This window comes from Variovorax sp. 01N425 (assembly GCF_056399465.1).
On the sequence record NZ_JBFTRJ010000016.1, the window covers coordinates 71,509 to 85,970 of the forward strand.

Genomic DNA, 14,462 nt, shown 5'->3' on the forward strand with positions numbered 1-14,462 from the left:
CACAACAACAAAAAAGACCGCCGCCCCGAAAGCACCGTGCTGCGCCGCGCACTGGCCGTGGTCGCGGGCAAGCTCATCATCGGCGCGGCCGGCCTCCTGACCGGCGTGCGCGCCATCTGGAGCGGCACCACGCCCAAGGCCGAGCAGACGCTCTACTTCGCCAACCACACGAGCCACGGCGACTTCGTGCTGCTGTGGGCCACGCTGCCGCCCGACCTGCGCGCGCTCACACGGCCGGTGGCCGGGCAGGACTACTGGATGGCTTCCAAGTTGCGCCAGTTCATCGGCGCCGACGTGTTCAACGCGCTCATGATCCGGCGCGACGGCTCAGGCCAGGGCGAGAACCCGGTCGAGCAGATGAAGGAGGCGCTGGACGGCGGCGACTCGCTCATCATGTTCCCCGAGGGCACGCGCAACACCGGCGACGAGATCCTGCTGCCGCTCAAGAGCGGCCTCTACCACCTGGCGCGCGCCTGCCCCAATGTGCGGCTGGTGCCGGTGTGGATCGAGAACCTCAAGCGCGTGCTGCCCAAGGGCACGCTGGTGCCGATTCCGCTGGCCTGCACGGTGCGCTACGGCACGCCGATCCGGCTCGAAGAAGGCGAAGACAAGAATGCCTTCATCGCCCGCGCGCGCGCCGCCATGCTCGACCTGCGGCCCGAGTACGACCGCCTGTCCGAACAAGAAAAAGCAGCAGCAGCAACGGCGACGCCATGAACATCTCCGCTTCCACCCAGACCACGCTGCAGTTGTTCGGCGGCGTGGCCGGCGTGCTGATCCTCGCCTCGGCCATCGGCGCGCTGCTCAAGTGGCGCGTGGCGGCCGGGCAGCCGAACTCGGTGATCGACAACCTCAATGCGCGCGTCAATGCCTGGTGGGTGATGGTGGCGGTGATCGGCCTGGCCTTCGCGTTCGGCAAGGGCGGCGTGATCGTGCTGTTCTACCTGATCTCGTTCTATGCGCTGCGCGAGTTCATCAGCCTGGCCTACACCCGGCGCGGCGACCATCATGCGATTGCGGCGGCTTTCTACATCGGGCTGCCGGTGCAGTATTTTTTGGTGTGGATCGACTGGTACGGGCTCTATTCGATCTTCATCCCGGTCTACGCCTTCCTCGTGCTGCCGATTCTCGCGGCCGTGGGCGGCGACACGCAGCGCTTTCTGGAGCGCACCTCCAAGATCCAGTGGGGCCTGATGGTCTGCGTGTTCTGCATCAGCCACGTGCCCGCGCTGCTCACGCTGCAGATCCCCGGTTTCGAAGGCCGTAACCTGCTGCTGATCGCGTTTCTCGTGATCGTTGTGCAGGGCAGCGACGTGCTGCAGTACGTGTGGGGCAAGCTCTTCGGCCGGCGCAAGGTGGCGCCCGAGCTCTCGCCTTCCAAGACCTGGGAAGGCCTGGTCGGCGGCGTGGCCAGCGCGACGGCATTGGGCGCGGCGCTCTACTGGGCCACGCCGTTCAACCCCTGGCAGGCCGCGCTGATGGCGCTCACCATCTGCCTCATGGGCTTCTTCGGCGGACTCGTGATGTCGGCCATCAAGCGCGACCGCGGCGTGAAGGACTGGGGCTCGATGATCGAAGGCCACGGCGGCATGCTCGACCGGCTCGACTCGGTGATCTTCGCGGCGCCGATCTACTTCCACGCCTTGCGCTACTGGTGGGTGCCGTGAGCACGAGCCAGCGCGTTCCGCACGACACGCCCATCGAATGCACCAGCGCCGCCGCATGGGAGCGCTGGCTCAAGCGCCACCATGCCACCGCGGCCGGCGTGTGGATCCGCATGGCCAAGAAGGCCAGCGGCATCGCCTCCATCGACCACCCCGCCGCGCTCGAGGTGGCGCTGTGCTACGGCTGGATCGACGGCCAGCGCAAGGGCGACGGCGAGCAGCATTTCCTGCAGCGCTTCACGCCGCGCACGCCGCGCAGCACCTGGTCGAAGATCAACCGCGACAAGGCGCTGAAGCTGATCGACGAAGGCCGCATGCAGCCCGCCGGCCTGGCCGAGGTGGAGCGTGCCCGCGCCGATGGCCGCTGGGACGCGGCCTACGATGCCCAGAGCATCGCCGCCGTGCCGCCCGACCTGCAGGCCGCGCTCGACGCCAACCCCAAGGCCGCCGCCTTCTTCGCCACACTCGATTCGCGCAACCGCTATTCGGTGCTGTTCCGCACGCAGGGCGCGAAGAAGCCCGAGACGCGGGCGAAGCGCATCGCGCAGTTCGTGGAAATGCTGGCCAAGGGCGAGAAGATCCATCCCTGAGCGGGCCGGCGCGGTTCATTGCGGCCCGGTGCCGGCCGCAATGTGCGCGAGCTTGTCCGGGTCCACGATGCGGATGCGCTTGTAGCTCATGTCGATCACTCCTTCGGCGACCAGCCGCCCCAGCTCCTTGTTGATGGTCTGGCGCGACAGCCCGAGCATTGCCGCCAGGTCGTTCTGCGACAGGCGCACGGGCAGGCTCGCCGCCGCCTTCACCTGCATGCCGTAGAAGTGGATCACGCTCATCAGCGTGGCGGCCACGCGCCCGCGAACCGAGTTGAGCATCTGGTTCTGCAGCAGCACCACGCTGAGCCGCTGGCGCTTCAGCGCCATCTTGGCCACGTCGCGCCACAGCACGGGCTCGGCATCGAGCAGCGCGATCACGGCGTCGCAGGGCAGATGGACGATCACCGAGTCTTCGTGCGCGTGGTAGTCGTAGGGCAGCGGCACGTCGGCCAGCAGGCGCACCAGCGGCGCCACCTGCCCGGGCCCGAGCAGCGCGTTGACGTACTTGCGTCCCTGCGAACTCATGCTGCTGATTTCCAGGCAGCCCGACACCACCGCCAGCAGCTCGCGCTTGTGGCGGTCGCTCGCCAGCACCTGCGTGCGGCGGCGGTAGCGCACCAGGCGCGCCGACTTCATGAGCTCGGCGCGCAGCGCGTCGGGCCAGTGCGAGAAAAGTTCGTTCCAGCGCAGAGCGCGGTCGAGCAATTCGGCGCTCTCTTCGGCGTCTTGGGGGGAGGAAACAGTCGATCGGGCCAGCGGGTTCTCCCTGCCTTGATGTTCACGAATCTGTCAAGGCGTTGACAGATTCGGCGGGTCTTCATTTCTATCGTAAGCCCCGGACCTCGACAAGCACACAAGCGGCACCGCCCTGCACCCGCAGGCGGCAGCCACACCCGGAGACAAAGCAAATGAAGAAGACAGCCACCGCCGGCCTCGCGCTGACGGCCTGCGCCCTTGCGCTCGCGCAAAGCACCGTGACCATCTACGGCACGGTCGACCTGTACATGGCGCATGCCAAGTCGGGCGCCGCCTCCTCGACGCGGCTCGAGGACGGCGGCCAGACCGCCTCGCGCATCGGCTTTCGCGGCACCGAAGACCTGGGCGGCGGCCTGGGCGCGCACTTCACGCTCGAGAGCGGCTTTGCGCCCGACACCGGCAACGGCACGCTGCCCGGCCCCGCGATGTCGTTCAGCCGGCAGTCCTTCGTCGGCCTTTCGGCGCCGTGGGGGCAGATCGACGCGGGCCGCATGTACACGCCGATGTTCTACGCGCTGTTCAAGGCCGACCCCTACGGCCTGAACTCGGTGTTCTCGCCCATCAACCTGGTGGCGGCCACCGACGCGCAGCCGGGCCTCACGCCCTTCGCGGCCCGCGCCAGCAACATGGTGCGCTACCGCACGCCGGCCAGCATGGACTTCTTTGCCGACATCGCCTATGCGCCGGGCGAATCGAGCGCGCCGAGCCACCAGAGCGGCAACGTCTACGGCGGCAGCATCGGCTGGGCGCGCAAGCCCTACTACATCGCCTATGCCTTCCAGCGCGCGCGCTCCGGCTCGGCGGCGGCGCCCGTGGCCTCGCCCGCCACCACCACCTACCAGGCGCTGACCGGCTCCTACGAGCTGCCGTCGATCGGCCTGCAGCTGTACGCCAGCTACGTGCGCAACGCCTCGAGCCTGCCCGGCGTGCCGGCCGCGAAGCTCAGCAACCTGGGCCTCACCTACAACGTGACGCCGGCCTCGAACCTGATCTTCGGCGCCACGCAGCGCAAGGCGGCCGACAGCGAACGCTCGCAGCTGGCCTGGACGCTGGGCTACGACTACTACCTGAGCAAGCGCACGGTGCTCTATGCGCGCTGGCTGCGCCTGCTGAACCGGCACGGCGCCTCGGCCTCGCTCGCCACCATCGCGGTCACACCCAACAGCGGCAACGACGTGCGCGTGCTCGCCACCGGCATCCGCCACAACTTCTGACAGCTGCCATGTCCATGGACTTCTTCTCCTCGCAAGCCGAATCCCTGTCGGCGCTGTTCGCACCGCGTGCCATTGCGGTGGTCGGCGCCTCGTCCAACGCGCAGAAGATCGGCGGCATCCCGGTCGACTACCAGCGCCGCTTCGGCTTCGACGGCCCGCTCTACCCGGTCAACCCGAACGCCGAGCGCATCCAGGAGCTGCCTGCCTTTGCGAGCCTGCGCGCCATCGGCCAGCCGGTGGACCTGGCCATCCTCGCGGTGCCGTCGGCGCTGGTCGACGGCGCGCTCGACGACGCCATCGCGGCGGGCGTGAAAGGCGTGGTGCTGTTCTCCTCGGGCTTCGCCGAAGTGGGCGCCGAGGGCGCGGCGGCGCAGGCCCGGCTCGGCGACAAGGCGCGTGCCGCGGGCGTGCGGCTGGTCGGCCCCAACTGCCTGGGCTTCATGAACATTGCACGCCATGTGTATGCGACCTTCTCCCCGGCGCCCAGCGTGGGCCGCGTGGTGCCGGGGCGCATCGGGCTGGTGAGCCAGTCGGGCGCGTTCGGCGCTTATGCGTACGCGATGGCGCGGGCGCGCGGCGTCGGCCTGTCGCTGTGGGCCACCACCGGCAACGAGGCCGACGTGCAGGTCGCCGATTGCCTGGCCTGGCTCGCGCAGGACCCCGGCACCGACGTGATCATGGCCTACATGGAAGGCTGCCGCGACGGCCCGCGGCTGCGCGCGGCGCTGGCCCTGGCGCAGGCCAACGGCAAGCCGGTGGTGATGGTCAAGGTCGGGCGCACCGCGCTGGGCGCCGAGGCCGCGGCCTCGCACACCGCCGCGCTGGCGGGCGACGACGCGGTGTACGACGCCGTGTTCCGCCAGTACGGCGTGCTGCGCGCGCGCAACCTCACGGAGTTCTTCGACCTGGCCCACAGCGCGGCCGTGGCGGGCCGCCCGCGCGACCGCTCGATCGGCCTGTTCACGCTCTCGGGCGGCGTCGGCGCGCTGATGGCCGACGAGGCCTCGGCGCAGGGCCTCGATGTCCAGCCGCTGGGCGATTCCGCGCAGGACAGGCTGCGCAGCTGGGTGCCCTTCGCGGCGCCGCGCAACCCGGTCGACATCACGGGGCAGGTCACCAACGACATGACGCTGATCGAGCGCACGGCCCGCGTGATGCTCGACGACCGCGGCTTTGCATCGTGGATGGGCTTTCTCGCGGCGGCCGGTGCGTCGGATGCGTTCTGGCCGGTGCTGCGTTCGCTCGTGGCTTCGCTGCGCGAGGCGTATCCCGACACGCTGCTGGCGGTGAGCACGCTGCTGTCGCCGGAGCGCCGCGCCGAGCTCGAGGCGATGCGCTGCCTGGTGTTCGCCGATCCGTCGGACGGCATCCGCACGATCGCTGCGCTGGCGGGGCTGAAGCCTGCGTCCGCTGCTGCAGTGGCTGAGGCACCAGCCGCTGAACCGTTGACGCTCTCCCCCGGCGCGATGTCCGAGCCCGAAGCACTCGCCCTGCTGGCCGACGCCGGCGTGCCCGTGGTCGCGCACCGCGTGGTGCGCAGCGCCGACGAGGCCGCGGCCGCCGCCGATGCGCTCGGCGACGCGGTGGTGGTGAAGATCGTCAGCGCCGACATTCCGCACAAGTCGGACGTCGGCGGCGTGGCGCTCGGCCTGCGCGGCGCGGCGCAGGCGCGCGCGGCCTTCGAGCGCACGCGCAACCACGCGCTCACGGCGCGGCCCGATGCGCGGCTCGACGGCGCGCTGGTGGCGCGCATGCTGGCAGGCGGCGTCGAGTGCATCGCGGGCGTGCACCGCGACCCGGTGTTCGGCCCGGTGCTGATGTTCGGCCTGGGCGGCATCCACGTCGAGACGCTGCGCGACGTGTCGCTGCGCGCGCTGCCCATCACGCGCGACGACGCGCTGGCCATGGTGCGCGAGCTGCGCGCCTTCGCGATCCTGAACGGCGCGCGCGGCCGTCCGCCGGCGGACCTCGCGTCGATTGCCGATGCGCTGTGCGCGCTCGCGGACTTTGCACAGCGCGCCGGCGACTCGCTCGACAGCGCCGAGATCAACCCGCTGATCGCACGGCCGCAGGCGGAGGGCGGCTGTGTGGCGGCCGATGCGCTGGTCATCGGCCGCGCGCCCTGACGAACGACAACCCCGGAGACATCGCATGACCACGACATCGAAGAACGGACTTGGACGCGCACTCAGCCTGGGCGCCGGGCTGGCCCTCGCGGCTGGCGGCGCGGCGTCGGCGGCGGAGCCGCCCTTCCCCTCCAAGCCGGTGCGCATCATCGTGCAGTACCAGGCGGGCGGCTCGACCGACATCCTCGCGCGGCTCCTGGCGGAGGGGCTGTCCAAGCGGCTGGGCCAGCCGGTGGTGGTCGAGAACCGCAGCGGCGCGGGCGGGATCATCGGCTCCGACTACGTCGCCAAGAGCCCGCCCGACGGCTACACGCTGCTGCTCACGGTGCCGGGCCCCGTCACCGCGAACCTGGTGCTCTACAGCAAGCTGCCCTACGACCCGCGCACCGACCTGCGCATGGTGTCGGACATCGCCACCACGCGCACGGTGCTGGCGGTGCACCCTTCCGTGCCGGCCACCGACTTCAAGAGCCTGATCGCCACCGTGAAGGCCGCGCCCGGCAAGTATTCGATGGGCTCGTGGGGCCCGGGCACGCAGCCGCACCAGGTGCAGGTGTACATGGACAAGGCCTACGGCCTGCAGACGATGCACGTGCCCTACAAGGGCGAGAGCCCGATGGCGATCGACCTGATCGGCGGCGTGATCCAGATGACCGTGGGCTCCATCACCACGCTGCAGCCCTACATCAAGGCCGGCAAGCTGCGCCCGCTGGCCGTGGCCGGCACCCGGCGCGCCCGCGCGCTGCCCGAGGTGCCGACCTTTGCCGAGCAAGGCTATGCGGACGAGGTCTACGCGATGACCGGCCCGACCTCGCTGATGGCGCCGGCGAAGACGCCCGATGCCGTCGTCGAGCGCCTGGGCCGCGAAGTCAGCGCGGTGGTGCGCCAGCCCGAGGTGAGCCGGCGCATCGAGGAACTCGGCGCCGAGCCCGTGGGCAACCTGCCGGCCGAAGCCGCCGCGGCCTACAAGGCCTTCCTGCCCGTGACGCTGAAGCTCACGCAGGCCACGGGCGTGAAGCTCGATTGAACCGTCTTCCCACATCTTCCTTTCGAACCCCAGTCCCGAGGTCCTCCCCCATGAACGCTCCCGTCTCCGTTCCCGACATCGCCATTGTCCGCAAGGCGCTCGCGCGCTCCATCGGCCTGGCCGCCTTCGTCTACGGCTATCCGCTCACCGAAACCTACCGCTCCTGCGCCATGCAGACCGCGCCCCGCGCCGAACGCCGCAACGGCGCCTCGGCGGGCTCGGACGTGCGCGCACCGATGAACACGCTGCACCATGCGCCGCGCCCCTCCACCCACGAAGACCGCGACGTGGTCACGCCCGCCAACGACCTGCTCTACACCATGGCCTGGCTGCATCTGGCCCATGGGCCGATGCTGCTCACGGTGCCCGCGTCGTCGCGCCATCCCGGGCGCTACTTCGTGCTGCCGCTGTACGACGCCTACACCGAGAACTTCGAGAACCTCGGCCCGCGCAACTGCAACCCCGAGGGCGAGACCGTGGTGCTCGTGGGCCCGGGCGGCACGGTGCCGGAGTCGCTCGCCGCCCACCGCGTGGTGCGCTGCCCGACCGATCTGGTCTGGCTCATCGGCCGCATCCTGGTGGGCGACGAAAGCGACTGGCCGGCCGCGCGCGCGCTGCAGTCGGAGATCCAACTGAAACCCGCGCCCGGCACCGTGCTGCAGGGCCGCCCAGCCGCCGTCGAGCAATGGGCCGGTCCGTACGAGGACGCCATGGCCGCCGCCTTCGAGCATGGCGAGCCGGCCGCAGAAGTGGCGCCGCGCTTCTTCACCAACGTGTGCCACGCACTGGCCGAGGCGCCGGGCCGCGTGGAAGACCGCGGCCTCGTGGCGTGGTTCGGCCAGGGCGGTCTGCTGGCGAATGCCGCGTTCTCGTGGGACGCGCTCGAAGCGCCACTGCGCGAAGGCCTCATCGAAGGCTTCGCCGAGGGCGTGCAGCTGGTCGGCGCGGTGGGTCGCAACCGCCGGCCCAAGCCCTGGTCGATGACGCCGGCCACTGGCCGCTACGGCAACGAGTTCCTCGGCCGCGCGCGCACCGCCTACCTGGGCCTGGGCGCGCTCGCCACGAGCGAGGCGGTGTACGCCGCCGCGCACCACGACGCCAACCAGGAGCCGCTGGACGGCCAACGCCGCTACGCGATGCGCTTCGAGGCCGGCGACCTGCCGCCCGCGGACGCCTTCTGGTCGGTCACCCTGTACGGCACCGACCGCTTTCTCTACCCCAACGAGATCCGCCGCCACGCCATCGGCGACCGCACGCCCGGCCTGAAGCGCGCCGCCGACGGCAGCCTCGAACTGGCGGTGAGCCACGCACGCCCGGCCGACGCCGCCAACTGGTTGCCCGCGCCGGCCGGGCGCTTCTACCTGATCCTGCGCATGTACTACCCGCGCGAGGGCGTGCAGAGCTGGCGCATTCCGGCCTTGCAGGCGCAGCAGGACTGAGCACGATGCAGCCGCACACCGACACCCTTCAAGCCCTGGCCGAAGAGGCCGTGGTCTACGCCTACCCGCTCTACGAGATGTGCCGCATGCGCGCGGCCACCTCGCCGCAGCGCACCGATGCCGCCGGCGAGGCGCCGCGGCCGCAGCGCTGGTGCAACGTGTTCACGCACGCGCGCCAGCTGCTGCGCGCGGGCAAGAGCCGCGTCGTCACGCCGAACAATGACACGCTCTACACCAACGCCTGGCTCGACCTGGGCGACGGCCCGCTCGTGATCGACGTGCCTGACACCGCCGGCCGCTATTACGTGCTGGGCCTGCTCGACTTCTTCACCAACCCCTTCGCCCACCTCGGGCAGCGCCTCACGGGCACGGCGGCGCGGTCCTTCGTGGTCACGCCGCCGGGATGGCGCGGCCCGCTGCCCGCGGCTTTCGACGCGCCGGGCGCGCGCATCGAGGCGCCCACGCGCTGGCTGTGGATCATCGGGCGCCTGCTGGTCGACGGCCCGCAGGACGTGCCCGCCGTCAATGTGCTGCAGGACGGTTTTGTCGTGCGCACGCTGGCCGACTGGGAGGCCGGCCGCCTCTCGGCGCCGCGCGCCTTCGATCCGGCCTGCGACCCGAAGGCACCGCTCACGGCCGATCACTTCGCCGCGCAGGTGAACGCGGCGCTGCGCGACAACGTGCCGCCGGTCGGTGATGCGGCGCGGCTCGCACGCTATGCCGCGCTCGGGATCGGGCCCGGCGCCGGCGCGCTCGACGACGGCCAGCGCGCCGCGCTGCAGGCCGCGCTCGACACCGTGCTGCCGCGGCTGCGCGAGGCGCAATCGGGCCGCACCACGGCCTCGGGCTGGGTGCAGATGCCGCTGGTGGAAGGCTCCTTTGGCGAGGACCACCTGGCGCGCGCGCTGGTCGCGCTCAAGTACATCGGCATGCTCGAAAGCCGCGAGGCCACCTACCCGATGGCCTGGCACGACGCCGCAGGCGAAGCCCTCACCGGGCAGCGCCGCTATACGCTGCGCTTTGCGCCCGGCGCGCTGCCACCGGTCGAGGCCTTCTGGTCGCTCACGATGTACGACACGCGCGACTACATGCTGGTCGACAACCCGATCGACCGCTACGCCATCGGCGACCGTACGCCGGGCCTGCGTCGCGATGCGGACGGCGGGCTCACGCTGCACATCCAGCACGCCCGGCCGGAGGGCGAGGCTGCGCAGGCCAACTGGCTGCCGGCGCCCGAAGGCGATTTCTACCTCTGCCTGCGCGCCTACGTGCCGCGCGCCGAACTGCTCGACGGCCACTACCTGCTGCCGCCCCTCACCGTCACCAAGGAAACCGCATGACCGCCACCGCTGAAAAGCCCTTCCTCATCGTCGGCACCGGCACCGAGACCGTGGCGCCGGGCCTGCACATCCTGCGCGGGCAGGGCCAATCGTTCGTGGCCGAGACCGACGCGGGCCTGGTCGTGGTCGACGCCGGGCCGGGCGGCTCGGTGACCGAGGGCATGATCGATGCGCTGCGCCAGCTCAGCGACGCGCCGGTGCATGCGCTGTGCTTCAGCCATGGCCACATCGGCTACAACGCCGGCGTGCCGATGTGGCTGGCCCATGCCGCCGCGCGCGGCGATGCGCCGCCGCGAATCATTGCGCACCGCAACGTGCCGCGCCGCCTCGCGCGCTACGGCGAGACGCTGGCCCTGCAGCACCGCATGGCCGAGATCCAGTTCAACCGCCCGCCGGGCTTCTTCGACCATCGCCTTGTGATGCACCCGCCGACCGAAACCTTCGACGGCCTGCTGCAGATCGGCAGCGGCGAGCGCCGCGTCGAGCTGCGCTGGGCACCGTCGGAAACCGACGATGCGATCGCGCTCTGGAGCCCCGCGCAGCGCGTGCTGTACGGCGGCGCGGCGCTGATCGACTCCATTCCCAACATCGGCACGCCCTTTCGCACGATGCGCGACACGGTGCGCTGGGCCGACACGCTGGAGGCATTGGCAGCGTTGAAGCCGCGCAAGGCGGTGCGCGAATTCGGCGCCACGCTCGAAGGCGAAGAGCAGGTGCAGCACGTGCTCCTGCACACGGCCCGCGCGCTGCGCTGGCTGCGCGCCGAGGTGGTGCGGCTCATGAACGAAGGGCTCAACGAGCGCGACATCCTGGCGCGCATCCGCTTTCCCGACGAGCTCTTCGCGGTCGACTGGATGAAGCCCACCTACGGCGACCCCGGCTACATCGTGCGCGACATCTACCGCTCGGAGAACGGCTGGTGGGACCGCAACCCGACCTCGCTGCACCCGGCCGCGCCCGAGGCCATCGGCCGCGCCGTGGCCGACGCCATCACCGACAAGCGCGGCGTGGTCGACCAGGCGCGCAAGCTGGCGGCGGCCAAGCAGTGGCAGCTCGCGCTGCACGTGATCGACCTGCTGGCCACCGCCGAGGGCGACGCTCCCGAGATCGCCGACGCGCGCTCGCTCAAGGCCGAATGGCTGCGCGAGCGTGCGCGCGAAGTGCCCAGTTACGTCTCGCGCAACCTGTACCGGGTCGGCGCGGACATGATCGAACAAGGCACGCAGGCGCGCTTCGGCATCCGCTGAAGCCTTTCCATCGGAGACACGGACTATGACAAGCACAACATCCTTGCGCCGCAGCCTGCGCACGCTCGCCGCCTGCGGCCTGGCCGCACTGACCGCCGCCAGCCATGCGCAGGCCGACAGCTACCCCGACAAGCCCGTGACGCTGGTGGTGCCTACCGCGCCGGCCGGCGGCACCGACACCATCGCGCGCCTGATCGCCGACGCACTCGGCAAGAAGCTGAAGCAGACCTTCATCGTCGACAACCGCCCGGGCGCCAACGGCATCCTCGGCACCGACCTGGCAGCGCGCGCAGCGCCCGACGGCTACCGGCTGCTGTTCACCTATGCCGCGGCCATGGTGGTGAACCCCAGCCTCTACAAGAAGCTGCCCTACGACCCTTTGAAGGACTTTGCGCCGGTGGCGCAGGTCGGGCGCGGCGGCAACCTGCTGCTGGTGCGCAAGGACCTGCCGGTGAAAACGATCCAGGAGTTCGTCGCTTACGCCAAGGCGCGGCCCGACAAGCTGAGCTACTGCTCCTGGGGCAACGGCTCGGGCGGCCACCTGGCGATGGAAAGCCTCAAGAAGCAGGCCGGCCTGGTGATGACGCACGTACCGTACAAGGGCAGCGGCCCCTGCGTGCAGGACCTGGTGGGCGGCCAGGTGGATGCGGCGTTCGCCGACATCTCGTCGACCGTGGAGATCGTGCGTGCCGGCCGCATCCGCGCGCTGGCCAACAGCGGCCCCTCGCGCATCCCGATGCTGCCCGACGTGCCGACCATGACCGAGAGCGGCTACCCCTTCACCACCTACGCCTGGTACGGCCTGCTGGCGCCGGCCAAGACGCCGCCGGCCGTCGTGAAGAAGCTCAACGAAGCCGTGAACCAGGTGCTGCGCGACCCTGCGGTGGTGCGCCGCATGTATGAGCTGAACTTCAACGACCTGCCGCAGAACACGCCCGAGCAGTTCGCGGCGACGATCCAGAAGGACATGCGCGACTGGGGCGCGCTGGTGAAGGAGATCGGGCTGACGCCCGAATGACCGGCGCCGCGCACGCGCCCGCTTATTTCGCCAATGCCTTCAGCGCCAGCTTGATCCCCTCGCTCACCGTCGCGTCCTTGGGCAGCGCCTTGAGCGCCAGCGCGGCTTCCTTGTCGCTGTAGCCCAGCGCGACCAGCGCCTGCAGGATGTCGGCCTGCGCGTCGGTGGCCGCATGGGCGGGCAGCCCGATGTCGGCGCCCAGCTTGCCCTTGAGTTCGAGCAGCAGCCGCTCGGCGGTCTTCTTGCCGATGCCCGGGATCTTCACGAGCCGGCCGAGCTCCTGCGTGGTGATCGCCTGCGCCAGCTCGCCCACGCTCATGCCCGACAGCAGGCCGAGCGCGGTGCGCGGGCCCACGCCGCTGATCTTGATGAGTTGCCGAAAGGCCGCACGCTCCTCGGCGGTGCCGAAACCGTAGAGAATCTGCGCGTCCTCGCGCACCACGAAGTGCGTGAGCAGCGAAACGCGCTCTCCGGTGCCGGGCAGGTTGTAGAACGTGCTCATCGGCACATCGACCTCGTAGCCGACGCCATTGCAGTCCACCACCACCTGCGGTGGGTTGCGCTCGGCCAATACGCCGGTGAGTTTGCCTATCATGGGTGCCCTTTTTCCTTGAAATGTCCGGCGTGATTCTGCGACACACCTTTGCTCCCCCCAACAACTCGCGCCTGGGCCACCTGTGCGGCCCGCTGGACGCGCACCTGCGCCGCATCGAGGAGGCCCTGGGCGTGAAGATCGCGCACCGCCACGAGCAGTTCAAGGTCGACGGCCCCAAGGCCGCCGCGCAGCGCGCCATGGACGTGCTGCAGGCGCTCTACGAGATCGCGCAGCGCCCGATCGATCCGGCCGTGGTGCAGCTCACGCTCGCGGGCGACGGCTCGATGAGCGACGAGGACTCGGCCCTGCTCGTCACCCGCCGCGCCGACCTGCGCGCGCGCACGCCCACGCAGGCGCTGTACCTCGACAACATCGCCAAGCACGACATCACCTTCGGCATCGGCCCGGCCGGCACCGGCAAGACCTACCTCGCGGTGGCCTGCGCAGTCGATGCGCTGGAGCGCGCCGCAGTGCAGCGCATCGTGCTCACGCGGCCGGCGGTGGAAGCGGGCGAGCGGCTCGGCTTCCTGCCGGGCGACCTGACGCAGAAGGTCGATCCCTACCTGCGCCCGCTGTACGACGCGCTCTACGACCTGATGGGCTTCGAGAAGGTGCAGAAGGCCTTCGAGCGCAATGCGCTCGAGATCGCGCCGCTGGCCTTCATGCGCGGGCGCACGCTGAACAATGCCTTCGTCATCCTCGACGAGGCGCAGAACACCACCGTCGAGCAGATGAAGATGTTCCTCACGCGCATCGGCTTCGGCGCCAAGGCGGTGGTGACGGGCGACGTGAGCCAGATCGACCTGCCCAAGCAGCAGCTGAGCGGGCTCATCGATGCCGAGCGCGTGCTCAGGCGCGTGAACGGCATCTCGATCACGCACTTCACCAGCGCCGACGTGGTGCGGCATCCGCTGGTGGCCAAGATCGTCGATGCCTACGACGGGCAGCGCAAGCGCAGCGGGGCGCATTGAGATGGCATTGCCCGCACTGTCCCTTTCGCTGCAGTTCGCGCGCTTCAAGGGCGTGGAACGGCACCGCGCCGCGCTGCCGCGCCACAGCGTCGCGCGCTGGATCCGCCATGCACTCGAGATCGACGCGGAGATCACGGTGCGCATCGTCGATGCCGAGGAAGGCCAGCGCCTGAACCGCGAGTTCCGCGGCAAGGACTACGCCACCAACGTTCTGACCTTCGACTACACCCAGAGCCCGATGGTGATGGCCGACCTGGTGCTGTGCGCGCCGGTGGTCGCGAGCGAGGCGAAGGAGCACCGCAAGACCCTGGCCGCGCATTACGCGCACCTGCTGGTTCACGGCACGCTGCATGCGCAGGGCTGGGACCACGAGACTGGCGAGGCCGACGCCGAGGCCATGGAAGCGCGCGAGATCGAGATCCTCGCGGGCGTCGGCATCCGCAATCCGTACGGCCGCTGAGACCCGCGCGCG

Annotated in this window: 14 protein-coding genes; 12 read left to right on the forward strand and 2 right to left on the reverse strand. The window is 70.4% G+C overall.

Annotated elements, in window-relative coordinates:
• Positions 1-36 precede the first annotated feature (36 nt).
• Genes AC1DSC_RS25695 through AC1DSC_RS25705 form a run of 3 tightly spaced genes read left to right on the forward strand, consistent with a single transcriptional unit; the run spans position 37 to position 2,254 of the window.
• Positions 37-717: a lysophospholipid acyltransferase family protein gene (locus tag AC1DSC_RS25695; RefSeq protein ID WP_436288304.1), complete on the forward strand. Its 681-nt coding sequence runs from the start codon at positions 37-39 to the stop codon at positions 715-717.
• The gene (locus AC1DSC_RS25700) at positions 714-1,667 is read left to right on the forward strand and encodes a phosphatidate cytidylyltransferase (RefSeq protein WP_145740028.1); all 954 of its coding nucleotides are present in this window, start codon (positions 714-716) and stop codon (positions 1,665-1,667) included. The genes AC1DSC_RS25695 and AC1DSC_RS25700 overlap by 4 nt, the downstream gene beginning before the upstream one ends.
• Entirely contained in the window at positions 1,664-2,254 is a 591-nt protein-coding gene (locus tag AC1DSC_RS25705; RefSeq protein WP_436288046.1) for a YdeI/OmpD-associated family protein, read from the forward strand. The genes AC1DSC_RS25700 and AC1DSC_RS25705 overlap by 4 nt, the downstream gene beginning before the upstream one ends.
• A gap of 15 nt (positions 2,255-2,269) precedes the next feature.
• Here the strand turns inward: AC1DSC_RS25705 and AC1DSC_RS25710 are convergent, their stop codons facing one another.
• Positions 2,270-2,962 carry a Crp/Fnr family transcriptional regulator gene (locus AC1DSC_RS25710; protein ID WP_278881301.1) on the reverse strand — a complete coding sequence of 231 codons (693 nt, stop codon included), beginning with the start codon at positions 2,960-2,962 and terminating at the stop codon, positions 2,270-2,272.
• A gap of 203 nt (positions 2,963-3,165) precedes the next feature.
• Here AC1DSC_RS25710 and AC1DSC_RS25715 point away from each other — a divergent pair, with 203 nt between their 5' ends.
• Genes AC1DSC_RS25715 through AC1DSC_RS25745 form a run of 7 tightly spaced genes read left to right on the forward strand, consistent with a single transcriptional unit; the run spans position 3,166 to position 12,424 of the window.
• Positions 3,166-4,227: a porin gene (locus AC1DSC_RS25715; protein ID WP_436288047.1), complete on the forward strand. Its 1,062-nt coding sequence runs from the start codon at positions 3,166-3,168 to the stop codon at positions 4,225-4,227.
• A gap of 14 nt (positions 4,228-4,241) precedes the next feature.
• Complete coding sequence (locus AC1DSC_RS25720) at positions 4,242-6,353, forward strand: acetate--CoA ligase family protein (RefSeq protein WP_436288305.1); 2,112 nt, start codon at positions 4,242-4,244, stop codon at positions 6,351-6,353.
• 25 nt (positions 6,354-6,378) lie between these two features.
• Positions 6,379-7,380: a Bug family tripartite tricarboxylate transporter substrate binding protein gene (locus AC1DSC_RS25725; RefSeq protein WP_436288048.1), complete on the forward strand. Its 1,002-nt coding sequence runs from the start codon at positions 6,379-6,381 to the stop codon at positions 7,378-7,380.
• A 50-nt stretch (positions 7,381-7,430) separates the two neighbouring features.
• Positions 7,431-8,819, forward strand: a complete 1,389-nt coding sequence (locus AC1DSC_RS25730) for a DUF1254 domain-containing protein (RefSeq protein ID WP_436288049.1) — start codon at positions 7,431-7,433, stop codon at positions 8,817-8,819.
• A gap of 5 nt (positions 8,820-8,824) precedes the next feature.
• Positions 8,825-10,159, forward strand: a complete 1,335-nt coding sequence (locus tag AC1DSC_RS25735; protein WP_436288050.1) for a DUF1254 domain-containing protein — start codon at positions 8,825-8,827, stop codon at positions 10,157-10,159.
• Positions 10,156-11,406: an alkyl sulfatase dimerization domain-containing protein gene (locus tag AC1DSC_RS25740; protein WP_436288051.1), complete on the forward strand. Its 1,251-nt coding sequence runs from the start codon at positions 10,156-10,158 to the stop codon at positions 11,404-11,406. The genes AC1DSC_RS25735 and AC1DSC_RS25740 overlap by 4 nt, the downstream gene beginning before the upstream one ends.
• A gap of 25 nt (positions 11,407-11,431) precedes the next feature.
• Positions 11,432-12,424: a Bug family tripartite tricarboxylate transporter substrate binding protein gene (locus AC1DSC_RS25745; RefSeq protein ID WP_369663629.1), complete on the forward strand. Its 993-nt coding sequence runs from the start codon at positions 11,432-11,434 to the stop codon at positions 12,422-12,424.
• A gap of 22 nt (positions 12,425-12,446) precedes the next feature.
• Here the strand turns inward: AC1DSC_RS25745 and ruvA are convergent, their stop codons facing one another.
• Positions 12,447-13,019: a Holliday junction branch migration protein RuvA gene (ruvA, locus tag AC1DSC_RS25750; protein WP_062367195.1), complete on the reverse strand. Its 573-nt coding sequence runs from the start codon at positions 13,017-13,019 to the stop codon at positions 12,447-12,449.
• Positions 13,020-13,039: 20 nt separating this feature from the next.
• On the opposite strand from ruvA, the gene AC1DSC_RS25755 reads away from it, so the two are divergent.
• Positions 13,040-13,990, forward strand: a complete 951-nt coding sequence (locus AC1DSC_RS25755) for a PhoH family protein (protein WP_015867428.1) — start codon at positions 13,040-13,042, stop codon at positions 13,988-13,990.
• A gap of 1 nt (position 13,991) precedes the next feature.
• Positions 13,992-14,450 carry an rRNA maturation RNase YbeY gene (ybeY, locus tag AC1DSC_RS25760; RefSeq protein ID WP_018906191.1) on the forward strand — a complete coding sequence of 153 codons (459 nt, stop codon included), beginning with the start codon at positions 13,992-13,994 and terminating at the stop codon, positions 14,448-14,450.
• Positions 14,451-14,462: the final 12 nt, after the last annotated feature.